We start from the raw sequence: 22,955 nt of genomic DNA, 5'->3' as shown, positions 1-22,955 counted from the left end.
ACGCCTAGTCTAGCGCCTATTCGCAGGGCTTACAGGGCCGGATCGGGCAATGAATAACGTTTTTGGTAATGGCGTTTACATAGGCAAGGCAAAACACCTCAGCACCGGGCTTGCGCCCGGTACCGACCAAGGTCCGCTTGCTGTCAGGGGTGAACTGTGAACCTGTTCCGGCGCGCCGCGCCGAGCCTTGATGACCTGGTGCTTCATGATCCGCATCGTGATTTTTCCAGCCATTGCCTGATGCCTACTGTCGCGCGCCCCTGCGAGGTGTTCGTCCAGGGTCACGGCTCCTGGCTGTCGGACAGCGACGACCGTGCCTACCTGGATTTCAGCCAGGGCGGCGGTGCCAACAGCCTAGGCCATAGTCCACAAGCGGTGCGCGACGCCATTGCTGAACAGATGCAAACCGTGATCAATCCTGGCATGGGGTTGCATAACCGGGCGCAGCTCGACCTGGTTGAGCGCCTGTGTCATCACACCGGCAGCGATCAGGCCTATCTGCTCAATAGCGGTGGGGAGGCTTGTGAAGCCGCAATCAGACTGGCGCGCAAGTGGGGCCAACTGCATCGCGGCGGCGCTTATCACATCATCACGGCGGGTAACGGCTGCCATGGCCATGGTTTCGCAGCGATGTCGGCTTCGGCCGTTGCCCGCGAAAACCGTTTCGACCCGCTATTGCCGGGCTTCAGTCATGTGCCGTTCAACGATCTGCCGGCGCTGCACGCTGCCGTCGACGCGCACACCGTCGCCATCATGCTGGAGCCAATCCAGAGCGCCGCGGGTGTCATTCCCGCGACCGAACACTACCTCAAAGGCGTCGAACGCCTGTGCCGCGAGCTGGGGATCCTGCTGATTCTTGACGAAGTGCAAACCGGCATCGGCCGCTGCGCCAGCCTGCTCGCCGAACAGCAATACGGCGTGCGCGCCGACATCATTACCCTCGGCAAAGGCCTGGGCGGTGGCGTGCCCCTGGCGGCATTGCTGGCGCGCGGCACAGCCTGTTGCTTCGAGGCGGGCGAGCTGGACGGCACGCATCACGGCAATGCGCTGATGGCGTCAGCGGGTAGTGCGGTACTCGATGCCGTGTTGGCCAACGGCTTTCTCGAACAGGTACGCGAATCCGGCCAGTACCTGGCAGAAGGCCTCGCGCGCCTGGCCCACCGTTATGAACACGGACAATTGCGCGGCAACGGTCTGCTATGGGGCCTCACACTGTCGGACGATTCTGCGACCGCGGTGGTAAAAGCCGCGCTCCACGAAGGCCTGATCCTCACCGCTACGCAGCCTGATTGTCTGCGCTTTACCCCCGCCCTGAATGTCAGCAGAAACCACATCGACGAAATGCTTCTGCGCCTTGCCCGCGCCTTCTCTCGGGTACGTACCGCTCAACTGCAATGCCGCAAGGGCATCGCTGTCTGACCTCGATTTCCTGAACCGTCTCGCGGGATACGCGGCGCCTCCAGCCTGATTCTTTTGGCTGGGGGCGTTTTTTTGCGTGGGTAATTTTTAGACTGAAAAGGTTCCTTGTGCGTCATTGGAAATAGTGGCTTTTTAGCAATATCAGTCAGAGTGAACTGGATGGGTTTCGGTCGCTGGCGAAGATCTATGAAAATTTAAACGATGCTCAGATTCAGCAATTGCTGGATCTAACAGAGTTTGTGGAGATATATCATGACCAGAAAATATAAAAGTGAGGCGCTTGAGTCCATTCACCAATCTGCCGAAGCGCTTTTTACAATTGGTGCCATTGGCAAAACCACGCTTCGTGAGTTCGACGAATCGTGTCTGGCAACGGTTCCTGCACAAATGCTAGCTGAGCAGATCAAACACTTACGTGAAAGCAGCCACGTCAGCCAACCGGTGTTCGCTCGCTACCTGAACACCAGCGCCTCGACGGTAAAGCAGTGGGAATCCGGCGAAAAACAGCCCAGCGGCATGGCGCTCAAGTTGTTGAGCATCGTTCAAAAGCATGGCCTGCAGATTCTGGCGTGAGATGGCCCAATGCCAGAACCCACTGAACCCTCACGAAGCGCCAAGGTCGATTAGCTACACGGCTCACACGAGCCGATTTTCTGGAGCTGACCCATGGACATCATTCGTATCATCATCGCCATTCTGCTGCCGCCACTGGGTGTGTTCCTGCAAGTAGGCTTCGGCGGAGCGTTCTGGCTGAATATCCTGCTGACCCTGTGCGGTTACTTCCCCGGCATCATTCACGCGGTGTACATCATCGCCAAGCGCTGAGGCCCTCAGCCTTTGGCGATGAGGCGCGAATTGCGCTCATTGCGAAACGCCAGTTGCTCGATGGTCTGGGTGGCATGTTCGGCTTCTTCCCGCGCTTGAAGGATGATGCCGTGCTGCTCGGACTTGCTGCACACCGGGTCGGCGTTGCTTGCATCCCCCGTGAGCATGAAGGCCTGGCAGCGGCAGCCGCCGAAGTCCTTTTCCTTCTCATCGCATGAACGGCACGGCTCGGGCATCCAGTCGTAACCGCGAAAACGGTTGAAGCCGAACGAGTCGTACCAGATGTGTTGCATGCTGTGGTCGCGCACATTGGGAAACTGTACCGGCATCTGTCGGGCGCCATGACAGGGCAGCGCAGTACCGTCCGGTGTCACTGTCAGGAAAATACTGCCCCAGCCATTCATGCAGGCTTTCGGGCGTTCTTCGTAGTAATCCGGCGTGACGAAAATCAGCTTGCACGGGTGGCCTTCGGCTTCGAGCTTGGCGCGGTATTCGTTGGTGATGCGTTCGGCGCGTACCAGTTGTTCCCTGGTCGGCAATAACCCCACACGATTGAGCTGCGCCCAGCCGTAGAACTGGCAGGTGGCAAGCTCGACAAAATCTGCCTCAAGGGCAATGCACAGCTCGATAATGCGGTCGATCTTGTCGATGTTATGCCGATGGGTGACGAAGTTCAGCACCATCGGGTAACCGTGGGCTTTCACCGCTCGGGCCATTTCGAGCTTTTGCGCGAAGGCTTTTTTCGAGCCGGCCAGCAGGTTGTTGACCTGTTCGTCGCTGGCCTGGAAGCTGATCTGGATATGGTCCAGGCCGGCCTTTTTGAAATCGCTGATCTTCTGTTCGGTCAGGCCAATGCCTGAGGTGATCAGGTTGGTGTAGAACCCCAGCTTGCGCGCTTCGAAGATCAGTTCGGCCAGATCCTGGCGCACCAGCGGTTCGCCGCCGGAGAACCCGAGCTGAGCGGCGCCCATCTCCCGGGCCTCGCGAAAGACCTTGATCCATTGCTCGGTGCTCAGCTCCTTGCCCTGCTCGGCAAAGTCCAGCGGGTTGGAGCAGTACGGGCACTGCAGCGGGCAGCGGTAAGTCAGCTCGGCGAGCAGCCACAGCGGCAGGCCGATGGCGGGTTTTTCAGGCAAGGGTGATCCAGTGCTCGGCACGGGCGACCTCCATGAATTGCTCGATGTCATCACCGAGTTCCGGCACGCCGGGAAATTGCTGGTCCAGCTCGGCGATGATGGCGGCCACGTCGCGCTCACCGTCGATCAAGCCACCAATCAGCGCGGCGCTGTCGTTGAGCTTGATCATGCCTTCGGGGTAGAGCAACACATGGCCTTTTTGCGCGGGTTCGTACTGGTAGCGATAGCCTTGGCGCCAGGCCGGTTTTCTGCTGCGATCAAAGCTCATAGGGTGATCCCTTTATGCCAGACCCGCTGCGCGGTCACGCTGTGATACGGCGGGCGGTTCAGTTCGTAGGCCATGCTCATGGCGTCAAGCATGCTCCACAGGATGTCCAGTTTGAACTGGAGAATTTCCAGCATGCGCTCCTGGCCTTCACGGGTGGTGTAGTGCTGCAGGGTGATCGCTAACCCGTGTTCCACGTCGCGACGGGCCTGGCCCAGGCGGGTGCGGAAGTATTCGTAGCCGGCCGGGTCGATCCACGGGTAATGCTGCGGCCAACTGTCGAGGCGCGACTGGTGGATCTGCGGCGCGAACAGTTCGGTCAAGGAGCTGCTGGCGGCTTCTTGCCAACTGGCGCGGCGGGCGAAGTTGACGTAGGCGTCTACCGCAAAGCGTACTCCGGGCAGCACCAGTTCCTGGGAGCGCAGTTGGTCCGGGTCGAGACCGACGGCTTGGCCCAGGCGCAGCCAGGCTTCGATGCCGCCGTCTTCTCCGGGCGCGCCATCGTGGTCGAGCAGGCGCTGGATCCATTCGCGACGGATTTCACGGTCCGGGCAGTTGGCCAGGATCGCTGCGTCCTTGAGGGGAATGTTCACCTGATAATAGAAACGGTTGGCGACCCAGCCCTGGATCTGCTCGCGGGTGGCGCGGCCTTCGTACATCGCCACGTGATACGGGTGATGAATGTGGTAGAGGGCGCCTTTGGCGCGCAAGGCGTGTTCGAATGCTTCGGGGGTCATCGGTGTATCAGTCATATGAGTCTCCTACAACTCGATGCTCATGCCGTCGTAGGCTACTTCGACATTACGCCGCACCAGCTCGGCTCGCTCGGGGGAATCTTCATCGAGGATCGGGTTGGTGTTGTTGATGTGGATAAGCACTTTGCGCTGCTCGGGCAACTGTTCCAGCACTTCGAGCATGCCGCCAGGGCCATTTTGCGCCAGGTGGCCCATTTCGCGGCCGGTGCGGGTACCGACGCCACGGCGCTGCATTTCGTCGTCGTCCCACATCGTGCCGTCCACCAGCAGGCAGTCGCTGCCGGCCATGATGTCCAGCAGCGGCGCGTCGACCTTGCCCAGGCCTGGGGCGTAGAACAGTTTGCCACCGGTGCGCAGGTCTTCGACGATCAGGCCGATGTTGTCGCCTGGGTGCGGGTCGAAGCGGTGCGGAGAATACGGCGGGGCGGCGCTGCGCAGCGGCAGTGGCGTGAAGCGCAGGTTGGGGCAGGCCGGGATGGTGAAATTGGCGTCCAGCTCAATACGGTTCCAGGCCAGGCCGCCGTTCCAGTGAGTAAGCATGGTGAACAGCGGGAAACCGGTGCTCAGGTCTTCATGGACCATGTCGGTGCACCACACCTGGTGCGGGCAACCCTCGCGCAGGCTCAGCAGGCCGGTGGTGTGGTCGATCTGACTGTCCATCAGGATGATCGCGCTGATGCCGGTGTCACGCAGGGCGCGGCCCGGTTGCATCGGCGCAAACCCTTGCAGTTGTGCGCGGATATCCGGTGATGCGTTGCACAGTACCCAATTCACACCATCATCGGAAATCGCGATGGACGACTGGGTCCGCGCCTGGGCCCGCAGGCTACCATCACGAAAACCTGCGCAATTCACGCAGTTGCAGTTCCACTGCGGGAAGCCGCCGCCGGCGGCGGAACCTAGAATCTGGACAAACATGATCGCTCCATCAAGCACAGCTCAAAACAAAAACGCCCCGGGCGAACCGAGGCGTTGTATTACCCAGCGGATTAACGGCTGGCGAAGTACATGGTGACTTCGAAACCGATGCGCAAATCAGTGTAAGCAGGTTTGGACCAGGTCATATTCATACTCCTATCAAGGGACGGGATGTTCACTACCAAGTAGTACATATAGTCCACCTCCCATGGGAGATGTTCAGATATTGCGTGGGAATATTACGCAATTCTTTTCAAGTTAGCGCTGTCCCGAAAGAAAAAGCCTGTTGCACGGTTGGCAATGATCACGCCGCTGGCTGCCAGCGCCCCCCGATGCACGGGCCGTTGGCGATGCAGCGCCAGCCGCCTGTGGCGTCGTTCAGTTGTTGCGCGGCGCGCCGCATATCGTCCCGCGAGCAGCTTTGTATCAATTCTTGTAATTGTTCCAGATAACCCGATGAGTGGCCCGCCAACTGCGCATGCCACAGCAAGTCGGCGGCTTGGGCCATCGGCAGGGATTGGGCAGTGAATTGCTGCGCCAAGGCTTCGTTGCCCATGTCTGTGCTGCGCTCGATCAACGACGGCAGTTGTGCCAGGAACGTCTGCACCTGTTCGACGATCTCACCGAGGGATGCGCTGGGAGACTGCACGCCGAACAGCAAGCCGGTCTGCCCATTGACCTGTCGGATGCCACTGAAAACGGCGTAGCCGATTTGTAGTTCGACCCGCAGGCGCTGGTAGAACGGCCCCTGAAGCAGATGACCGAGCAAGCGCCAGGCGGCTTCATCGGACAGGGCTTGAGTGGGTGTCGGGTAAAACAACAGCATCGCCGCTTCGCTGGACGCGGTGTTGATCTCGTGCCAGCGGCGCTGACCTTTGAGCGATTGAGGTTCGTATTGCAAAGGCGCAGGCTGCCCAGGCAAGCGGGCCGCTGCGGTCTTGATCGCCGCTTCACAGGCTGCCGGCAACCCTGAGCCCAGCCCTTGCCAGTGGGCGGTGGCCCACGAGGCTGGCGTCGCTTGGGGCGTCGGTTGAACGCCGACACAGCAGGCGGGCAATGCCTTGAGCAATTCGCGGATGGCAATCATCGGTGCCGGAGGTGGAGGCGCCAAGTGTTCAGCGCCAGTGCTCAAGCAGCGCGTCATTGCTTCAAGCACGGCTGGCATGGGCTCGTGGAAACCGAGCATTTTTACCTGCCAGTCATTGGCGATGGTTTCGAAAGCCAACTCGACGCCCGCTTGACCGGCACTGTCGCGCAGCGGTTGTAAAAGACTGTCCAGGCCAGCAGGCACGGCGCCCTCAAATCGCCAGCGCAGGTACAGGGCGCCTTCACCGGTGTCATTGGCCAATGCCTGGCTGAATGTCAGCGCCGATGTTTCCCGTCGGCCCCGCGAGCGGTCCTGGGCGAATGTGCGCAAGCCCCGGTGGGCGCTGGTCTGGCCGCGAATCAAGCCGGCACGTTCTTCTTGAGCAGCGGGACGAAGAAACGGGTTAGCCGGCGCAAGCTGCCATTCATGCCTGGCGGGCGGCAGATGCAGTGCGTCGAGCATGGCCTTGAGCGCTGCGAGACTTTGGTCCGATACGTCTTCAAGGTCGTTGCGTGCCAGCCCCAGGGCGCTTTGGACTTGTTGTTGGCGAGCAGTCAGCAAGACGAACTCTTCGCGTAGGGGCGTCCAGTCGCTGTGTGCGAAAAAACTCAGCCAGTCGTGCAGCAGCGCCTCGATCTGTGTAGTCGCATCGCCTTGGATGTCGATATCCAGCACAGCATGTCCGGCAAAGTGGTACAGCACCGAGGCGTGCAAGGCAGTCGCCAGGCGTCGCGCTTTGAGTTCAGCGAGCAAGCCACCCGGCGCCGGGCTGTTGAGCCAGGTACAGAGAAACGCCAGCGCTTCGCGCGGTGCGTCACAGGTGATGACCTGATGCAGATGATGATCGGCAACATGTTGATAGCCCCTGGCTTGCCCGGCCATCAACGCTGGCGGCGCGGCCTGGGGATGTAACGGGCCGCCGTTCAACTGCGCACTGAATTGCTGCGCCAGCGCTTCCAGGTCTTGCTGCGATTGTGGGCCGGCAAGGCTCAACGTCATCTGCCCGCTTTGATAGAAGCGCTGATGAAATTCGCGCAACGCCTGCTGAAAAGCCTCACATTCCACTGGCAGGCTGTCGCGATTGCCCGCATGGAAGCCGCGCAACGGGTGATCAGCGGCCAAGCCCTCCAGCAAGGCTACCTGTTGCTGCGCCTTGGCATCTTGCGACCAGGCAACGAACTCGGCGTGCAGCACTTCGCGCTCGCGCAGTTGGTCATCGAGGGCCAGGCGAGGGTGCGTCAGCATGTCGGCTAACCGCACGAGCCCATCGTCGAAGGTCGGAACCGGCAGCTCAAAAAAGAATTCGGTAGTGCGCTCGCGGGTGCTGGCATTCACTTGCCCGCCATGACGCTGCACGTAGGCCATCAACCCTTCGTCTGCCGGAAAACGCTCGGTTGCCAAAAACAACAAATGCTCAAGGAAATGCGCCAGCCCCGGCCATGCCAATGGCGCGTCATGGCTGCCGGCAGCCACGCGCAAAACGGCCGCGCAGCGCTTCAAACGCGGTGCATGGCGCAGGCAAATGCGCAGGCCATTAGCCAGAGTGAGGTGCAGGGGTTGAGCGTGAACCGACGCAGGCATGGGCACTTCCGAAGCGGGGGAAGCGCCTATGCTAGCAAACCCGGTGGATCAGGGCTTGTGCAGCGCGCCGTAAAGCTCGGGGCGACGGTCGTGCAAGTAATGATTGGCGGCGCGGGCGTTGAGGATCGATTGCCGGTCCAGCGTGCCGACGATCAACGCTTCATCCAGGCCCGCCTGGGCGATGCGGTGGCCATCGGGCCCGGCAATGCTGCTTTGGCCGCAATAGTGAATATCGCCTTCGTGCCCGCAGTAATTGGCATAGGCCACGAAACATTGGTTCTCGAACGCTCGGGCCCGCACGGTGACGTCGGCGACAAAGTCGAACGGCACCATATTGGCAGTGGGTACCAGAATCAGTTCGGCACCGGCCAGGGCCAGGCGCCGCGTGTTTTCCGGAAACTCCAGGTCGTAGCAAATCAGGAAACCCAGCTTCCAGCCGTTCACTTCCACCAGCGGGAAGTCATCCTCACCAGCACTGAACATCGCGTGGTCGAGGTCGCCAAACAGGTGAGTCTTGCGGTAGTTGCACAGGCGTTTGCCGTGGGCGTCGATCAACTGCACGGCGTTGTAGATCTGGCCGTCTTCGGCCCGCTCCGGGTAACCATACAGAATCGCCAGCCCGGCACTTTGCGCGATTTCAGCAATGGTGTGTGCCGACTCGCCATCCCGGGCCTCGGCCAAGGCGCCTGTGGCTTCGGCGCCAATGTTGTAGCCCGTCAGGAACATTTCCGGCAGCACCAGCACATCGGCACCCGACGCTTCATGCGCCAGTTGCTGCAGGCGCTTGAGATTACCGGCCACGTCCAGCGGCAGTGGCGGGCATTGGTACAGGGCGACACGCATGTCAGGCTCCTTATTCGGGCAGGGCGATTGGCCCTATCTCGTCAAACACATCGCCGGGCCCTGGGTTTTCCGGGTGGGTGCTGCCGCCGAAGTGAGTCATGATGCCCCACACCGCGTTCAGCGAGGTTTGTACCGCGCCCTCCACCCAGGCTGGGGTCCAGGAAACGTCGTCGCCGGCGATAAAAATCCCACGTTGTTCGGCGGGCATGTCTTTCTGCATGAAGTGCGCATACATGCGCTGGTTATACCGATAGTGGCCGGGCAATGCACCTTTGAAAGCCCCAAGGAAATGCGGGTCGGCTTCCCAGGACACGGTGATCGGGTCGCCGATGATGCGCGCCTTGATGTCGACTTTCGGGTAGATCTTCGTCAGCGCGTCGAGTGCCAGTTTGACCCGCTTATCGATGGGCTGGGGCAGCATTTTCAGCGCGTCGCTCATCCACGAGTAGGACAGGCAAATCACCCCAGGCTTGTCGTCGCCGTTGTCGAAAAGATAAGTGCCGCGCGTCAGGCGGTCGGTGAGGGTCATGCTCATCAGGTCGCGGCCGGTTTCCGGGTCTTTGTCTTTCCAGAACGGGCGGTCAACCATGACAAAGGTTTTCGATGACTGCATGTAGCGCGTGCGGTCCAGGGCCATCCACATCTTTTGCGAGAACAGGGTTTCGTCGCATTCGATCTGGGTGGTCAGCAGCCAGCTTTGGCAGGTGGTCAATACGGCGGCGTATTCGCGGGTGTCACCGTAGATGTCGGTAACGGCGAAACGGCCGTCGGCGGCGTGAGCAATGCGCTTCACGCCGGCCCGTGGCGCGCCTCGATGCAATGAGCTGAGGCTGGTGCCGGCAGGCCAGTGGGCGCATTGCTCCGGTACGTGACGCCAAATGCCCATGGGCACTTGTGCCACGCCGCCAACGACCAGGTGCTGATGGTCGTCGCAGTTGGTCATCACCACGCGGAAGATTTCCAGCATCGAGTTGGGGAAATCCGAGTCCCAGCCGCCGGTGCCGAAACCGACCTGGCCAAATACTTCGCGATGATGAAACGATAGCTTGGCAAAGGCTTTTGAGGTGGCGACGAAATCGTAGAAAGTGCGGTCGTCCCACAGCGGCACCAGTTTATTCCACAGCGCTTTGAGGCGCGGCACGTCGCGGTCACGGATCGCCTGTTGAATATCGCCGAACTGCGAACCGGCTTCCAGCGCGTCGGCCCAAGCGTCGGCGACCTCCTGGAACAGCACCGGCAGGTCGGAGAGTTTTTGCGCGTAGTGCGTCTGGCCTTCCAGATCGATAACGGTACTGCCAGACGCTGGCGTCAGCGGGTTGGGAAAGGGTTTGGTTTCCAGGCCCAGCTTGTCCACATAGTGATAGAAGGCCGTGGACGACACCGGAAAGCGCATCCCACCCAGCTCGGCGATAATGCCTTCGGCGCCTTCAAACGCCTGGGAGCGCAGGCGACCGCCCATCTTCGAAGCTTCGTATACCACCGGCTTCAAGCCCAGCTTCATCAGTTCGTAGGCCGCCACCAGGCCCGCGATTCCCGCGCCGACAATCGCCACTTCAGCACCATGGTTGGCGGCGGGAATACTGCCCAGGCCGGCCGGGTGCTCGATCCAGTCATCAAAGGCAAACGGAAAATCCGGGCCGAAGATGGTGATGGGCTTTTTACCATTGGCGGGGTGTCGGTTGGTCTTGCTGATGGTGCTGGACGGAATGCTCATGGCTGACCTTACTGACGACTCGGCGGGACAGGGCCCGTTGAGTATAGGAAAAGATGGCAGCCAGTTTAGGGAGCGTTGCGCTCGTTAATAAGACGCAATGTGTCGTCGGATTGTACTGGTTTTAGTCAATCTGACGAAGTTACTGGTCAGATAGGTTGTCCACGGTCTAATTTGTTACTGAGAATGATTGAAGTAGTGGTTTTTTCCACACCCTCGACACTGCCGATCTGATCCAGCAATTGATCAAGCTGCTCCGGCGACTCGGTCCGCAGCCACGCCACGTAATCAAATTCACCGCTCACAGCGCACAACTGCTGCACCTGAGCCATCGCGCTCAGCCGGCGCAGCACTTCCTTGCCCGAACGCGGTTGCACGGTAATGCCCACATACGCCTGCAGCCCGCCATCCGCCACGCGCTGGCCCAGGCGCACGCCATAACCGGTAATCACCTGAGTCTTCTCAAGGCGCGCCAGGCGCGAAGTCACCGTGGTGCGCGCAATCCCCAACTGCCGGGCAAGCATGGCCACGCTTTCGCGGGCGTTGAGCTGCAAGGCGGCGATCAGTTGACGGTCGATTTCGTCTAGGGCGGGCAAGGGTGGAGCTCCAGTGCGGGGGCAGTGGGTGTGCATGTTACAGGCTTGGTCGGGCTTACAGAACTGCGGTGCCAGACATGCAAAGCGGTAAGCTCAGCGGCAGCATTCGAACTTAACCATAAGGTATGAGTAGTTAAGTTTGATGCTATCAGTGGACCAGTGAATTGCCAGTAATACTCAAATCAGGTTTATGTACTGTCAGTGTGCCTGCCAAAGGAGTGGTATAGGATGTATCTTTATGAAGGTTTCTTGCGCGTTGTGATACGGTCAAGAGGGTGATAAGAATAAATTTCTGGTGGAGATTATTATGGTTGAATGGCTATTTTCTGGTATCGGGGCGACGCTTGTATCCGATTGGTTGAAAAAGCGTGAAAGCCGAAAGCAAAACCTATTTTTCCCGCAAAGCATCCAGCCGCTTGTATTGACGGACTCACCGTATGCATTGTCGCTTGGAGCAAGAGTAAAATTTATCCGCACAGAAATTTTAAACCTGAGCTTAAGACAGTTAAGTGAAATATTAGAGATCGAAAAAGTTTCCAGTCTCGAACGTTTTGAGTTAGGTGTTGAAGAATTCCCCCTTCAAGTATTGAAAAAATTCGAAGCGTATTTTTCTATAAGGCCAGAGTATCTGGACGGGGTCAGTAAAGGGATTTTTTTGAATTTTCATTTGTGTTCGTCTGAGGTCGAGCATTACCTTTCGCAGGGTTACACACCGCTTATACTATGCTGTCCTAGCGAGCGGAGTGAGCTGTTTTGTAGAGTCGTTTTTAAGAAGCATGATGGCGCATTTTTAAAGGTTGTAGTGGGTGATTTGTTGTGCTCGTTCGCATCAAGTGGAGGAGGGCAACTCAATATTCAGATACTGATTCAAGCTTTATTGCAGCGAAACGCTTCTTATACCGATGTAAGAGTTTTAAAGGTTGCAAGCCGTGCCTGGGAATTAATGAGGCAGGGAAGTTATTACAATCAGGATGAATTCCATCGTTCGGCGGATTGGGATTGCCAGGATGTCTTCGTTAAGTGGTTTAAGGACTGCGAAGAGTCTAATAAGCGTTGGAATAAAGTTTGTTAGCAGCAATGAGTTGCAGTAGGTCTTGCCTACAGATGCCGGGTGAGCTGGACGTGTGCTTAGGTGCTCTTATCAGCTTACCTATGGGCATGCCTTAAGCAGGATGCGCCGATAAAAGCCTATAAGGGCTTACCTGCGCGCTGGCGTTAGGATGAAGTCGAGCTTCGTAATGTATTCGTTTTCAGGTTTGGAGTTGCTTGAGATCGCGGATGAGATCGATCGGGACCGGCTGTAGGTTACCGTTAAAAAACGAACCGGGAGTGGCGGCGTGGATATTCCGTAATGCACGTGCCGTTGAACCTATGATGCTTGAATGTGGACATTTTTTGGACACTTTTGCTTTTCATGAGCATTTTTTGCCCAGCATTTCGGAGTGTAGAAACGGCAAAAGCCGCGCAGTGCGCGGCTTTGAGTATGGTGGGCCCAGTAGGACTCGAACCTACGACCAAGGGATTATGAGTCCCCTGCTCTAACCAACTGAGCTATAGGCCCTCAGTAGGTCGCGGATTATAACGATGGTTTGTTCACTGTGCCATCCGAAAAATCCTTCTGCCTCGTGCGAAGGAAGGTTGCGGCAAATTGCTCCGGTGGCAGGGGCAGGCTGACGATGTAGCCTTGCATCTGTTCACAGCCTTCTGCGGCGAGGAAGGCTTGCTGGGCGGGGTTCTCCACGCCTTCGGCGATGATGGTGAATTGCATGCTGTGGCCGAGGGCGATGATGGCGCGGACGATGGCGGCGTCGTGAGGGTCGTCGGGCAGGCCGCGGACGAAGGATTGGTCAATCTTGAGGAAGTCCAGCGGCAGGCGTTTGAGGTAGCTGAGGGAAGAATAGCCGGTACCGAAATCATCGATTGCCAGTTGCACGCCCAGGCCTTTGAGTTGGTGCAGCACCTCCAGCGCTTCTTCGGCTTGGCTCATGATGAAGTTTTCGGTGATCTCCAGTTGCAGGCAGCCGGGCTCCAGGCGGTAGTCGCGCAGCAGTTGTTCGATGCGTGACAGCAGGTTGGGGTGACGCAGTTGCGCGCCGGCGAGGTTGACGGACAGTGGCCCGAAATCATCGAAAGCGTCTTGCCAGGCGTGCATCTGTCGGCAGGCCTGTTCCAGTACCCAGTCGCCAATTTGCAGAATCGTGCCGTTCTCTTCGGCCAGGGCGATGAAGTGTTCGGGTGGTACGTCGCCAAAGGTCGGGTGATGCCAGCGTATCAAGGCTTCGGCGCCGATCAGTTGCTGGGTGAGCAGGCTGCGTTTGGGTTGGTAATACAGGCTCATCTCTTCACGTTCGATGGCGCGGCGCAGTTCATGCTCCAGTGCCACGCGTTCATTGGCCTGGGCCGTCAGGTCGCGGGTGTAGCTTTCAACGCGGTTGCGGCCCTTGGCTTTGGAACGGTACATCGCGGCGTCGGCATTTTTGACCAGGGTGGCGACATCGGTGCCGTCCTGCGGGTACAAACTTGTGCCGATACTCGCGCTGATAAAGAATTCGTGCTCGCCGGCCTGGAAGGGCGGTGTGAAGCAATCGAGCAGTTTGTTCGCCAGATATTGCGCATCGCTGGCCTGGTGCAGGCCGGGCAGCAGGATGATGAATTCATCGCCGCCCAGGCGGGCGACGGTGTCGATATCGCGCAGCTGGTCCTTGAGGCGTACGGCGATGTCTTTGAGCAGCAGGTCGCCGACCGGGTGGCCCAGGCTGTCGTTGATGTGTTTGAAGCGGTCCAGGTCAAGAAACAACACCGCGCCTTGACTGCCGCTTTCCTGCTGGCCGTTGAGTGCCGCCTGCAGTCGGCTTTCAAACAGCGTGCGGTTGGGCAGGCCGGTCAATGGGTCGTGATGGGCCTGATAATCGAGGCGCGCCTGGGCGAGCTTGAGGCTGGAGATGTCGGCAAATACGGCGACAAAATGCGTGACCACCTGCTCGCGATTGCGCACGGCGCTGATGGTCAGCCAGCTCGGGTACAGCTCACCGTTCTTGCGCCGGTTGGAAATTTCGCCCTGCCAATGACCCTGGGTCGACAGTTGGTACCACATTGCGGCATAGAAAGCGCTGTCGTGCATGCCAGAGGCGAGCAGGCGCGGGGTATGGCCCAGCGCTTCGGCCTCGCTGTAGCCGGTGATTTCGCTGAAGGCGCGGTTTACCGCACTGATGTTCTGCCGCGTGTCGGTGATCAACACGCCTTCGGCGGTGCTTTCGAACACCGTGGCGGCTTGTTGCAGTTTTTCCTGCATCAGCTGGCGTTCGGTGATGTCGCGGGCGATGGTCAGCATGCAGTCTTCGTCGCCGATGGGCAGCGGGCGGCTGGAGAGTTCGCAGAGGCGAATCTGGCCGTCAACGCGGCGGATATGGCAGATGAAGTCGCGGACAAAGCCGTCGCGCTGCATCAACTCCAGCATGTGCTTGCGCTCATTAAGGTCGACCCATATGCCAAGGTCCAAAGCCGACTGGTCGAGCGACGTGGCGCTGGTGTAGCCGGTCAGGTGGCTGAAGCCTTCGTTCACTTCGATCAGCAGACCATCGCTTTGCCGGCTCAGCAACAAACCATCGGGGGAGGCATGAAACGCCTTGGCAAACTTCTCTTCGGAAGTTTGCAGCTGCTGTTGGGTTTCCTTGAGCTGGGTGATATCTCGCACCACGACCACCAGGGCCTCGGTGGTATCGAGTTGGAACGGCTCGGTCGAAATAAGCCCGGTAAACGCTTGGCCATTGCTGCGCCAGAAAATCATCTCCAGGTTGCGGATGCTGGTGGTCTGCACGCGTTGCAGCAAATCCGGGCCGACGCCTTCAACACCCCAGATATTCAGCTCGGTGGCGGTTTTGCCCACCACCTCCTGGGCGCTCAGGCCAATCTGGTCTTCAAAGGCCTTGTTGACTTCAAGCAGGCATCCGTCGGACAGGCGGGCGATCACCAGGATGTCCGGGCATTGCTGGAACACTGAGGCAAACTTCTGCTCGGACAGCTGCAGTGCCTCTTCCGTACGCTTGGCTTCGCTGATGTCGATCATCAAGCCGCGCAGCACCGGTTCATGGCCGTACTCGATCAGGCTGACAATGTCGCGTACCCACAGGCAGCGGCCATCGGCGGTGATAACGCGATAGTCGATGCTGTGATCATGGTTGGCGCGGGTTTCACGGTAGCAATACGTTTCGGCGCGGGTCAGGTCGGCGGGGTGAATGATGTTGCGCCAGAAACCGGGGATCAGCCAATGTGCGCGGGGGTAGCCGAGCAATTCTTCAGCATGGGGCGACACGTAGCTGTAGGTGAAGTCGCTGATGTTGGCTTCCCAGGCGATAGCGGACAGGCTCTCCACCAGGCCGCGATAGTGGTACTCGCTGCTGCGCAGTTCTTGCTCAAGGGCGACCCGGCGGGAAATTTCCGAGCTGAGCCGACGATTGATTCGAATCACAACGGCCAGCACGGTGCTCAGCAGCAATACCGCAGGCAGACCGTACATCAGCAAATCCGCCCAGAGCGTGCGGTGATCGCTGAAGCTGCCGACCCAGCGCTGCTGGATCGCATCGGTTTCGGCTGGGCTGAGATCGGCGAGGACCTTGTCCAGAATGCCCACCAGTATTTTCTCATCCTGTGGCACGCCCATTGCCAACTGATAGCGGTAGGGCGTTTCGCCGCTCACGTATAAACCATCGAGTTTCAGTTGGCGCAGGCTCCACACGCTGGAAGCCAGGTCGCTGACGACCGCATCGACTTCATCGGTGGCCAGGGCCTGCAGCATAGAGCTTACGTTCGGCATCGCGACGAGATTGAGGTCGGGGTGGTGGGTGCGCAGTAATTCATGAGGCGCATAGTTTTCCACCACGGCGATTTTCAGTCCGTACAAGTCGTTGAGATTGCGCGGCTTGGCGCCGCCTTCATGGGCCAGTATCACGATGGGAAAGTCGAGATAGGGGCGCGTGAAGGCCAGGAAGCTCTGGCGTTCCGGGGTAGACATGACGCCAGGTAGCAGGTCGAGCTGACTGTTGCGTGCTTGCTCAAGCACAGCGGTCCAGTTTGCCGGCTCGATCAGCTTGACCCGGATGCCCAGGCGATCCTGGATCAGGCGCACATAATCGGCGGACAGGCCCTGGTAGCGGCTCTCTTCATCGCGGTATTCAAAGGGCGGCCAGGACGCATCCACCCCAAGGCGCAGCTCCTGATGGTCCGTCAGCCAGCTACGCTCATCATCCGTGAGAGTCAACGCGCCAGCCGTTGCGGTCCAGGTCAGCAGCGACAGCAGTATCACGGTCGGCAATCTGGGCATAACGGTCTCGTTATGGCACGGGGAATTTCTCGAGTGTAGACGGGCATTGCGGGGGAGGGGAGGGGCAGGGCAGTTATCTGTGGAAAGTAATTGTTAGAAAGCAAAACCCCCGGCCTGGGCCGGGGGTTCTGGTATCACTCGTCGAGGAAGGAGCGCAGATGCTCGCTTCGCGTCGGGTGGCGCAACTTGCGCAGCGCCTTGGCCTCGATCTGACGGATCCGCTCACGGGTCACGTCAAACTGCTTACCGACTTCCTCAAGGGTGTGGTCGGTATTCATGTCGATGCCGAAACGCATGCGCAGTACCTTGGCTTCACGGGCAGTGAGGCCGGAGAGTACGTCGCGAGTCGCTTCCTTGAGGCTCTCAACGGTGGCGACATCGATTGGCGACTGCATGGTCGAGTCTTCGATGAAGTCACCCAGATGGGAGTCTTCGTCATCACCGATCGGGGTTTCCATGGAGATCGGCTCTTTAGCGATCTTCAATACCTTGCGGATTTTATCCTCAGGCATTTCCATGCGTTCGCCCAGCTCTTCCGGGGTCGGTTCGCGACCCATTTCCTGCAACATCTGCCGGGAAATACGGTTGAGCTTGTTGATGGTCTCGATCATGTGCACCGGAATACGGATGGTGCGGGCCTGGTCGGCGATCGAGCGAGTGATCGCCTGACGGATCCACCAGGTGGCATAAGTCGAGAACTTGTAGCCGCGACGGTATTCGAACTTGTCCACCGCTTTCATCAAGCCGATGTTGCCTTCCTGGATCAGGTCGAGGAATTGCAGGCCACGGTTGGTGTACTTCTTGGCGATGGAGATCACCAGACGCAAGTTGGCTTCAACCATCTCTTTCTTCGCGCGGCGGGCCTTGGCCTCACCGATCGACATGCGACGGTTGATGTCCTTGATCTCGGCAATCGTCAGGCCGGTTTCAGCCTCCAGTGCGCTCAGTTTCTGCTGGCAACGGAGGATGTCCGGCTGCAGGCGGCCAATGGCTTCGGCGTATTTCGCCTTGCCTTTGGCCAGGGCGTCGCTCCAGTTTTCGTCAACTTCGTGGCCGGGGAACTGGCGCAGGAAGTCGGTACGCGGCATGCGCGCATCACGGACACAGAGCTGCATGATCGCACGCTCTTGTGCACGCAGACGCTCAAGAGCGCTACGAACCCGTTCAACCAGGCCTTCGAATTGCTTCGGTACCAGCTTGATCGGCATGAACAGCTCAGCCAGGGCCAGCAGCTCGGCAATGGCCTGCTTGTTGGCACGACCATGCTTCTTCAGGGCCTTGCGGGTGATTTCCATTTGATCGGAAACCGCACCGAAACGCTGGGCAGCGATGACTGGGTCTGGACCGCTTTCGACTTCTTCTTCGTCGTCGGTGCTGGCTTCAGCCTCGTCTTCGTCGGCGTCGTCGTCCGCTTTCGGCGCCTTCGGATCGACAGGCGGCGGTATTTCGGCGGCAGGCGGCGCAATGCCGTCGTCCGGGTCGATATAACCGCTGAGGACGTCAGACAGGCGGCCACCTTCGGTGGTGACGCGAGTGTACTCGGAGAGAATGTGGTCAACCGTGCCAGGGAAGTGCGCGATTGCGCCCATCACTTCACGGATGCCCTCTTCGATACGCTTGGCGATTTCGATTTCGCCTTCGCGTGTCAGCAACTCGACGGTACCCATTTCACGCATATACATGCGCACAGGGTCAGTCGTGCGACCGATGTCGGTCTCCACCGCGGCCAACGCGGCAGCGGCTTCTTCAGCGGCTGCCTCGTCGGTATCGGCGTCGGCCAACATAAGGGCGTCCGCATCCGGAGCACTCTCGTGTACGGGGATCCCCATGTCATTAATCATGCGGATGATGTCTTCCACCTGCTCTGGATCTGAAATATCCTCAGGCAGGTGGTCGTTGACCTCTGCGTAAGTCAGATACTTCTGCTCACGACCAAGGGTGATCAACTCTTTGATACGAGACTGCTGTTGCGCTTTTCCGGACATAACACCCTATCCACTGAAGGTCTTGGCGGGCAAAAAACAAGCCGAGGATTATACCCGAGCTATGACCTCACACGCCAGCTGAGGTCGGGTTTGATGTGCAAACGTTCTGTTTTAAGAGGTCGCGCATCTGTTTTGCTATCTGAATCTGCTCTTCAGCCGACAATCCCGGCTGTCTTGCTCTCTTGATGAGCTCATCGAGGGTCTGTGTATGTTGACCCGCGGATAACCTGTTAATGGTGTCTAAAAACTGTTGTTCAAGGTTATCGCCGTCAATTAGCCACTCCTTTTCCGCGAGTGCCTTCAATAGGCGGCCCTGTTCCGTGCCATGCCAGCGAGCCATCAGCTGAATTGAGTTTAGCTTAGGATTTTTCTGCACGGCCTCGATCAGGGCGATAAGCACCTGAGCGTAGGTGTTGCTCTCGTTGGCAAAATGATCGGCGCTTTCTACCTTGCCCGCCAATTGCGGGTGGTGGATAAGCGTGCGCAACGCAATCAGTGTCGGCGCTTCTACGGCAACCGGCGTGCGCGGGGCATAAGCCTCATCGCGATCGCCGCGCTTGCCATTCTTGCTCCAGGGCTTCTTGTCCCACTTCTTGCCGCCGGCCCCGGGCTTCTTCGGCGTCCACTCCTGCTGGGGCGTAAACGCCTCCTGCGGTTGGTGGAAGTCGGCATAGTCCGGCATGGCGTCGTAATCCATGCCTGGGTCGTAGGCGGGCGGCGCATGCTGAGGAGCGCTGTGCACCAGCTGGCTCACGGCCTCGCCGCTCAATCCGGTGATTTCCAGCAGGCGCTGGCGCATCAGGGTGCGCAAGTTGGCACCTGGGACTTTGTCGATCAACGGCGCTGCGAGGGTGGCCATATGGGCCTTGCCTTCAAGCGAGCGCGGGTCGGCCTCTTCGGTCAACTGCTGGAAAAAATAGTCCGCCAGCGGTTGTGCATGTTGATTGATACGCGCCCGGAACGCGTCGGTGCCTTCGGAGCGCACCAGGGTGTCCGGGTCTTCGCCTTCGGGCAGGAACAAAAAGCGTGCACGGCGCCCGTCCTGCAGGCTCGACAGCGTGGCCTCAAGCGCGCGCCAGGCGGCATTGCGGCCGGCCTGGTCGCCGTCGAAACAGAACAGCACGCTGGGCACCACGCGGAACAGGCGCTTCATGTGTTCTTCGCTGGTGGCTGTGCCGAGGGTCGCCACCGCATTGCGCAGGCCCTGCTGGGCCAGGGCGATGACGTCCATATAGCCTTCAACCACGATGATCTCGTCGAGGTTGCGGTTGTTCTTGCGCGCTTCGAACAGGCCGTAGAGTTCCTGGCCTTTATGGAAAACCGGGGTTTCCGGGGAGTTCAAGTACTTGGGCTTGTCGTCCCCCAGCACTCGGCCACCGAACGCGATGATGCGGCCGCGGCTGTCGCGGATCGGAAACATCACGCGGTCACGGAAGCGGTCATAGCGTTTGCCGGTCTCGGCGTTTTCAATCAGCAGGCCAGCGTCAATCATGGCTTTTTGCTGGAGCGTATCGCTGCTCAGGTGCTTGTACAGGTTGTCCCAGCCGGGCGGGGCAAAACCGAGGCCGAAGTCCCGGGCGATTTCACCGGTGAGGCCCCGGCCCTTGAGGTAATCGACAGCGGCTTTGCGCTGCGGATGGCTTTTAAGCGCCTGCCGATAGAAATCGGCAGCGGCGGTCAGCAGCGGATACAGCGGCGAGTCGGTGGGTTGGCGCGGTTTGTGCGCGCGGCCGCTTTCTTCGCGGGGGATTTCCATGCCGGCGGCTTTCGCTAGGTCCTCGACGGCCTGGGGGAAATCCAGGTTGTCGTGGTCCATCAGGAAGCCGAGGGCGTTGCCGCCGGCGCCGCAACCGAAGCAGTAATAGAACTGCTTGTCCGGGCTGACACTGAACGACGGGGTTTTTTCCTTATGGAACGGGCAGCAGGCGGTGTAGTTCTTGCCGGCTTTTTTCAGTTGCACGCGTGAGCTGACAACATCGACGATGTCGGTGCGGTTCAGAAGGTCGTCAATAAAGCTCTGGGGAATCAGCCCGGCCATGGCGTTCTCGTCATCACTGCGTGTAAATGAGGGCCCGTGAAATGTTCAAGCGCACGTTGGGCGCTCGAGCATTATCGTCTGCATGGGGTGTCAGGGAGTGTATCTGCCGAACATTCGCTGACGTTAGTCTCTATCAGTGTCCGACGAATAAAAGTTGCCCGTGAGTCCGGTCTTGACCTGTGAGCGGTCTCGGAAGCTCATTGATGGGCACAGTCGACACAGTTGATCGCCTGCTTGAAGAATAGGTGTGCTCGTCAGTAGCCTTGTTAGGCTCGTCAGAAGAGACGTGCACCGCTGGCAAAAGAGCCAGTCCTGACGTGTGAAGCAGTGTCTCGGTCGCGTGTGCGGCGTCGACGATGAAGCACCAAGCGATATCCGCAAATGCCAACAGCCCGGCTGAGGGCCGGGCTTGGCAGAAGCTTGCTACGAACGTCTGTGTATTAGTACAGACGAACGGCGCGGCGCTGTTCGCGCTGAACTTTCTTGGCGTGACGCTTAACAGCGGCTGCTGCCTTACGCTTACGCTCAGAAGTTGGCTTCTCATAAAATTCGCGGCTACGAACTTCAGCCAGAACACCGGCTTTTTCGCAGGAGCGCTTGAAACGACGCAGAGCTACGTCGAAGGGTTCGTTCTCTTTTACTTTGACGGCTGGCATCCAGAGCTACCTTCTTTCATTACCGGGATCAACGTTCTCGTCGCAAACAATTCGCGGCTGAGGTCGTCGGTTTTTAAGGGTTGCGGATGTTAACCCCTCATTGGCAGGAATGCAAAGCCTCTGATCGAAAACCGCTAGTCGGGAGGGGGAGTGACGACTATTATGCGCGCCTTCGAATTCAGCCTCTACAAGGCGCAAACCCATGCTAGTACTGGGACTTGAAACCTCCTGCGACGAAACCGGTGTCGCACTTTACGACAGTGAACGCGGGCTTTTGGCCGATGCGCTGTTCAGTCAGATCGACCTGCACCGTGCCTATGGCGGCGTGGTGCCGGAGCTTGCCAGCCGTGATCACGTCAAACGCATGCTGCCGTTGATTCGCCAGGTGTTGGATGAGGCTGGCTGCGTGCCGACCGAGATCGACGCGATTGCCTATACCGCAGGCCCGGGATTGGTCGGAGCCCTGCTGGTTGGGGCTTCCTGTGCCCAGGCGCTGGCGTTTGCCTGGGGGATTCCGGCCCTCGGTGTGCACCACATGGAAGGGCATTTGCTGGCACCGATGCTGGAAAAAACACCGCCAGCGTTCCCGTTCGTCGCTTTGTTGGTTTCGGGGGGGCATACGCAGCTGGTTCAGGTCGACGGCATCGGCCAATACACGTTGTTGGGCGAGTCGCTGGACGATGCCGCAGGCGAAGCATTCGACAAGACCGCGAAGATGATGGGGCTCAATTACCCCGGTGGTCCGGAAATCGCCCGTCTTGCCGAAAAAGGCGTAGCCGGCCGTTATACGTTCCCACGGCCGATGTGCGATCGCCCGGGGCTGATGTTCAGCTTCAGCGGCTTGAAAACTTCAGCGTTGAATACCTGGCAGCAGAGCGTCAGCGCCGGAGACGATGGCGAGCAAGCCCGTTGCGACATTGCGCTGGCGTTCCAGCAGGCCGTGGTGGAGACTTTGACCATCAAGTGCAAGCGCGCCCTGAAGCAGGCAGGCATGAAGCGCCTGGTGATTGCTGGCGGCGTCAGTGCCAACAAGGCTTTGCGCAGCGCGTTGGAGAAAATGCTCGGTGAGATGAACGGCGACGTGTTCTACGCGCGCCCTGAGTTCTGCACCGACAATGGCGCGATGATCGCCTACGCTGGTTGTCAACGCCTGCAAGCCGGGCAGCATGAGAGCCTGGCGATCAGCGTGCAGGCGCGTTGGCCGATGGAGCAGTTGTCGCCGCTGTAAGGGTTAGCCTGGACGGCCCTTAGAAATGCCGTTCGCGCCCGGCAAACAGGTCGCGTAGATTGCCGCGGTGGCGCCAGACGATCAGCAGTGTCAGCACGCTCATCGGCAGCAGCGCCGCCGGTGCTTGCCAGGCCAGTAATGGCAGGGTGAGCGGTGTGGCGATCAGCGCAGCCAACGAGCTGGTGCGGGTCAGGTAGAACGTCAGCAGCCAGGCGAGCACCGCCAGCAACGCTGCCGGCGGGTAGATCCCCAGCAGCATGCCGGCCGCCGTGGCGACGCCTTTGCCGCCGCGAAAGCGGAAGTACAGGGGGAACAGATGGCCCAGGACGGCGCATACGCCCACCCAGGCCTGCTGTTGCAGGGTAAGGCCGACGAGGCTGGCGAGCAGTACGGGCAGCAGGCCCTTGCAGATGTCGCCCAGCAGCGTCAGCACGGCGAGTTTCTTGCCGGCCAGGCGCAACATATTGGTGGCACCGGCATTGCCTGAGCCACTCATTCGCGGATCGGGATTTCCCGTCAGGCGGCTGAGCAAAATGGCAAAGGACAGCGAGCCGAGCAGGTAGGCGAGAATCGCCAGTGACCAAAACATGCT

Annotated in this window: 19 protein-coding genes and 1 tRNA gene; 5 read left to right on the top strand and 15 right to left on the bottom strand. The window is 59.3% G+C overall.

The features are described from left to right. Window positions 1–156 precede the first annotated feature (156 nt). From C4J86_RS24175 to C4J86_RS24160, 3 genes are all read left to right on the top strand, one after another. On the top strand, window positions 157–1,419 hold the full coding sequence (locus C4J86_RS24175; protein ID WP_124372061.1) for an aspartate aminotransferase family protein: 1,263 nt from the start codon (window positions 157–159) through the stop codon (window positions 1,417–1,419). Between the two features lie 252 nt (window positions 1,420–1,671). Further along, on the top strand, window positions 1,672–1,992 hold the full coding sequence (locus C4J86_RS24165; RefSeq protein WP_124372060.1) for a DNA-binding transcriptional regulator: 321 nt from the start codon (window positions 1,672–1,674) through the stop codon (window positions 1,990–1,992). Between the two features lie 93 nt (window positions 1,993–2,085). After that, the gene (locus C4J86_RS24160) at window positions 2,086–2,244 is read left to right on the top strand and encodes a YqaE/Pmp3 family membrane protein (RefSeq protein WP_003194776.1); all 159 of its coding nucleotides are present in this window, start codon (window positions 2,086–2,088) and stop codon (window positions 2,242–2,244) included. Window positions 2,245–2,249: 5 nt separating this feature from the next. On the opposite strand, the gene pqqE is transcribed toward C4J86_RS24160, so the two are convergent. From pqqE to C4J86_RS24115, 9 genes are all read right to left on the bottom strand, one after another. After that, window positions 2,250–3,431 (bottom strand): pyrroloquinoline quinone biosynthesis protein PqqE, encoded by a 1,182-nt coding sequence (gene pqqE / locus C4J86_RS24155; protein ID WP_124364668.1) that lies wholly within the window; start codon window positions 3,429–3,431, stop codon window positions 2,250–2,252. Beyond that, window positions 3,373–3,648, bottom strand: coding sequence for a pyrroloquinoline quinone biosynthesis peptide chaperone PqqD (pqqD, locus tag C4J86_RS24150; protein ID WP_124372059.1), 276 nt, complete (start codon window positions 3,646–3,648; stop codon window positions 3,373–3,375). Before pqqD ends, pqqE begins: the two co-directional genes overlap by 59 nt. Next, complete coding sequence (gene pqqC, locus C4J86_RS24145) at window positions 3,645–4,397, bottom strand: pyrroloquinoline-quinone synthase PqqC (RefSeq protein WP_124372058.1); 753 nt, start codon at window positions 4,395–4,397, stop codon at window positions 3,645–3,647. The genes pqqD and pqqC overlap by 4 nt, the downstream gene beginning before the upstream one ends. Window positions 4,398–4,406: 9 nt before the next feature. Beyond that, window positions 4,407–5,318, bottom strand: coding sequence for a pyrroloquinoline quinone biosynthesis protein PqqB (gene pqqB, locus C4J86_RS24140; RefSeq protein ID WP_124372057.1), 912 nt, complete (start codon window positions 5,316–5,318; stop codon window positions 4,407–4,409). 71 nt (window positions 5,319–5,389) lie between these two features. Then, window positions 5,390–5,464 (bottom strand): pyrroloquinoline quinone precursor peptide PqqA, encoded by a 75-nt coding sequence (gene pqqA, locus C4J86_RS24135; RefSeq protein ID WP_003194766.1) that lies wholly within the window; start codon window positions 5,462–5,464, stop codon window positions 5,390–5,392. 158 nt (window positions 5,465–5,622) lie between these two features. Then, the gene (gene pqqF, locus C4J86_RS24130) at window positions 5,623–7,986 is read right to left on the bottom strand and encodes a pyrroloquinoline quinone biosynthesis protein PqqF (protein ID WP_124372056.1); all 2,364 of its coding nucleotides are present in this window, start codon (window positions 7,984–7,986) and stop codon (window positions 5,623–5,625) included. A gap of 48 nt (window positions 7,987–8,034) precedes the next feature. After that, complete coding sequence (locus C4J86_RS24125; RefSeq protein WP_124372055.1) at window positions 8,035–8,829, bottom strand: carbon-nitrogen hydrolase family protein; 795 nt, start codon at window positions 8,827–8,829, stop codon at window positions 8,035–8,037. 10 nt (window positions 8,830–8,839) lie between these two features. Further along, window positions 8,840–10,522, bottom strand: a complete 1,683-nt coding sequence (locus tag C4J86_RS24120; RefSeq protein WP_124372479.1) for an NAD(P)/FAD-dependent oxidoreductase — start codon at window positions 10,520–10,522, stop codon at window positions 8,840–8,842. A 167-nt stretch (window positions 10,523–10,689) separates the two neighbouring features. Then, a complete protein-coding gene (locus C4J86_RS24115) occupies window positions 10,690–11,136 on the bottom strand; it encodes an Lrp/AsnC family transcriptional regulator (RefSeq protein WP_124364663.1) in 447 nt (148 codons plus the stop codon). Window positions 11,137–11,443: 307 nt separating this feature from the next. Between C4J86_RS24115 and C4J86_RS24110 the strand changes: the two genes are divergently transcribed. Continuing rightward, the gene (locus C4J86_RS24110; RefSeq protein ID WP_124372054.1) at window positions 11,444–12,208 is read left to right on the top strand and encodes a helix-turn-helix domain-containing protein; all 765 of its coding nucleotides are present in this window, start codon (window positions 11,444–11,446) and stop codon (window positions 12,206–12,208) included. A gap of 412 nt (window positions 12,209–12,620) precedes the next feature. Here the strand turns inward: C4J86_RS24110 and C4J86_RS24105 are convergent. The 5 genes from C4J86_RS24105 to rpsU form a co-directional block, all read right to left on the bottom strand. Further along, window positions 12,621–12,697 (bottom strand) — tRNA-Ile (locus C4J86_RS24105). 15 nt (window positions 12,698–12,712) lie between these two features. Beyond that, window positions 12,713–16,456 (bottom strand): bifunctional diguanylate cyclase/phosphodiesterase, encoded by a 3,744-nt coding sequence (locus C4J86_RS24100; RefSeq protein ID WP_124372053.1) that lies wholly within the window; start codon window positions 16,454–16,456, stop codon window positions 12,713–12,715. Between the two features lie 134 nt (window positions 16,457–16,590). After that, a complete protein-coding gene (gene rpoD, locus C4J86_RS24095; protein WP_124372052.1) occupies window positions 16,591–18,441 on the bottom strand; it encodes an RNA polymerase sigma factor RpoD in 1,851 nt (616 codons plus the stop codon). A 67-nt stretch (window positions 18,442–18,508) separates the two neighbouring features. Beyond that, window positions 18,509–20,479, bottom strand: coding sequence for a DNA primase (gene dnaG / locus C4J86_RS24090; protein ID WP_124364660.1), 1,971 nt, complete (start codon window positions 20,477–20,479; stop codon window positions 18,509–18,511). A gap of 440 nt (window positions 20,480–20,919) precedes the next feature. Then, the gene (gene rpsU / locus C4J86_RS24085; protein ID WP_002551877.1) at window positions 20,920–21,135 is read right to left on the bottom strand and encodes a 30S ribosomal protein S21; all 216 of its coding nucleotides are present in this window, start codon (window positions 21,133–21,135) and stop codon (window positions 20,920–20,922) included. A gap of 202 nt (window positions 21,136–21,337) precedes the next feature. On the opposite strand from rpsU, the gene tsaD reads away from it, so the two are divergent. Further along, window positions 21,338–22,363 carry a tRNA (adenosine(37)-N6)-threonylcarbamoyltransferase complex transferase subunit TsaD gene (gene tsaD, locus C4J86_RS24080; RefSeq protein ID WP_124364659.1) on the top strand — a complete coding sequence of 342 codons (1,026 nt, stop codon included), beginning with the start codon at window positions 21,338–21,340 and terminating at the stop codon, window positions 22,361–22,363. Between the two features lie 19 nt (window positions 22,364–22,382). On the opposite strand, the gene plsY is transcribed toward tsaD, so the two are convergent. Further along, entirely contained in the window at window positions 22,383–22,952 is a 570-nt protein-coding gene (gene plsY, locus C4J86_RS24075; protein ID WP_124372051.1) for a glycerol-3-phosphate 1-O-acyltransferase PlsY, read from the bottom strand. Window positions 22,953–22,955: the final 3 nt, after the last annotated feature.

It is taken from the genome of Pseudomonas sp. R2-7-07 (assembly GCF_003852355.1).
Classification (GTDB): Bacteria; Pseudomonadota; Gammaproteobacteria; order Pseudomonadales; family Pseudomonadaceae; genus Aquipseudomonas.
The sequence above is the reverse complement of the archived record's forward strand: the minus strand, read 5'-3'. Positions and strand labels throughout refer to the sequence as shown.

Excerpts from the sequence above, each read along its gene's own strand:
- pqqD (WP_124372059.1), bottom strand. The coding sequence starts at position 3,648 with ATGAGCTTTGATCGCAGCAGAAAACCGGCCTGGCGCCAAGGCTATCGC.
- C4J86_RS24125 (WP_124372055.1), bottom strand. The coding sequence starts at position 8,829 with ATGCGTGTCGCCCTGTACCAATGCCCGCCACTGCCGCTGGACGTGGCC.
- rpsU (WP_002551877.1), bottom strand. The coding sequence starts at position 21,135 with ATGCCAGCCGTCAAAGTAAAAGAGAACGAACCCTTCGACGTAGCTCTG.
- C4J86_RS24100 (WP_124372053.1), bottom strand. The coding sequence starts at position 16,456 with ATGCCCAGATTGCCGACCGTGATACTGCTGTCGCTGCTGACCTGGACC.
- pqqB (WP_124372057.1), bottom strand. The coding sequence starts at position 5,318 with ATGTTTGTCCAGATTCTAGGTTCCGCCGCCGGCGGCGGCTTCCCGCAG.
- tsaD (WP_124364659.1), top strand. The coding sequence starts at position 21,338 with ATGCTAGTACTGGGACTTGAAACCTCCTGCGACGAAACCGGTGTCGCA.
- plsY (WP_124372051.1), bottom strand. The coding sequence starts at position 22,952 with ATGTTTTGGTCACTGGCGATTCTCGCCTACCTGCTCGGCTCGCTGTCC.
- C4J86_RS24160 (WP_003194776.1), top strand. The coding sequence starts at position 2,086 with ATGGACATCATTCGTATCATCATCGCCATTCTGCTGCCGCCACTGGGT.
- pqqE (WP_124364668.1), bottom strand. The coding sequence starts at position 3,431 with ATGACATCGAGCAATTCATGGAGGTCGCCCGTGCCGAGCACTGGATCA.
- C4J86_RS24165 (WP_124372060.1), top strand. The coding sequence starts at position 1,672 with ATGACCAGAAAATATAAAAGTGAGGCGCTTGAGTCCATTCACCAATCT.
- pqqC (WP_124372058.1), bottom strand. The coding sequence starts at position 4,397 with ATGACTGATACACCGATGACCCCCGAAGCATTCGAACACGCCTTGCGC.
- pqqF (WP_124372056.1), bottom strand. The coding sequence starts at position 7,986 with ATGCCTGCGTCGGTTCACGCTCAACCCCTGCACCTCACTCTGGCTAAT.
- rpoD (WP_124372052.1), bottom strand. The coding sequence starts at position 18,441 with ATGTCCGGAAAAGCGCAACAGCAGTCTCGTATCAAAGAGTTGATCACC.
- dnaG (WP_124364660.1), bottom strand. The coding sequence starts at position 20,479 with ATGGCCGGGCTGATTCCCCAGAGCTTTATTGACGACCTTCTGAACCGC.
- C4J86_RS24110 (WP_124372054.1), top strand. The coding sequence starts at position 11,444 with ATGGTTGAATGGCTATTTTCTGGTATCGGGGCGACGCTTGTATCCGAT.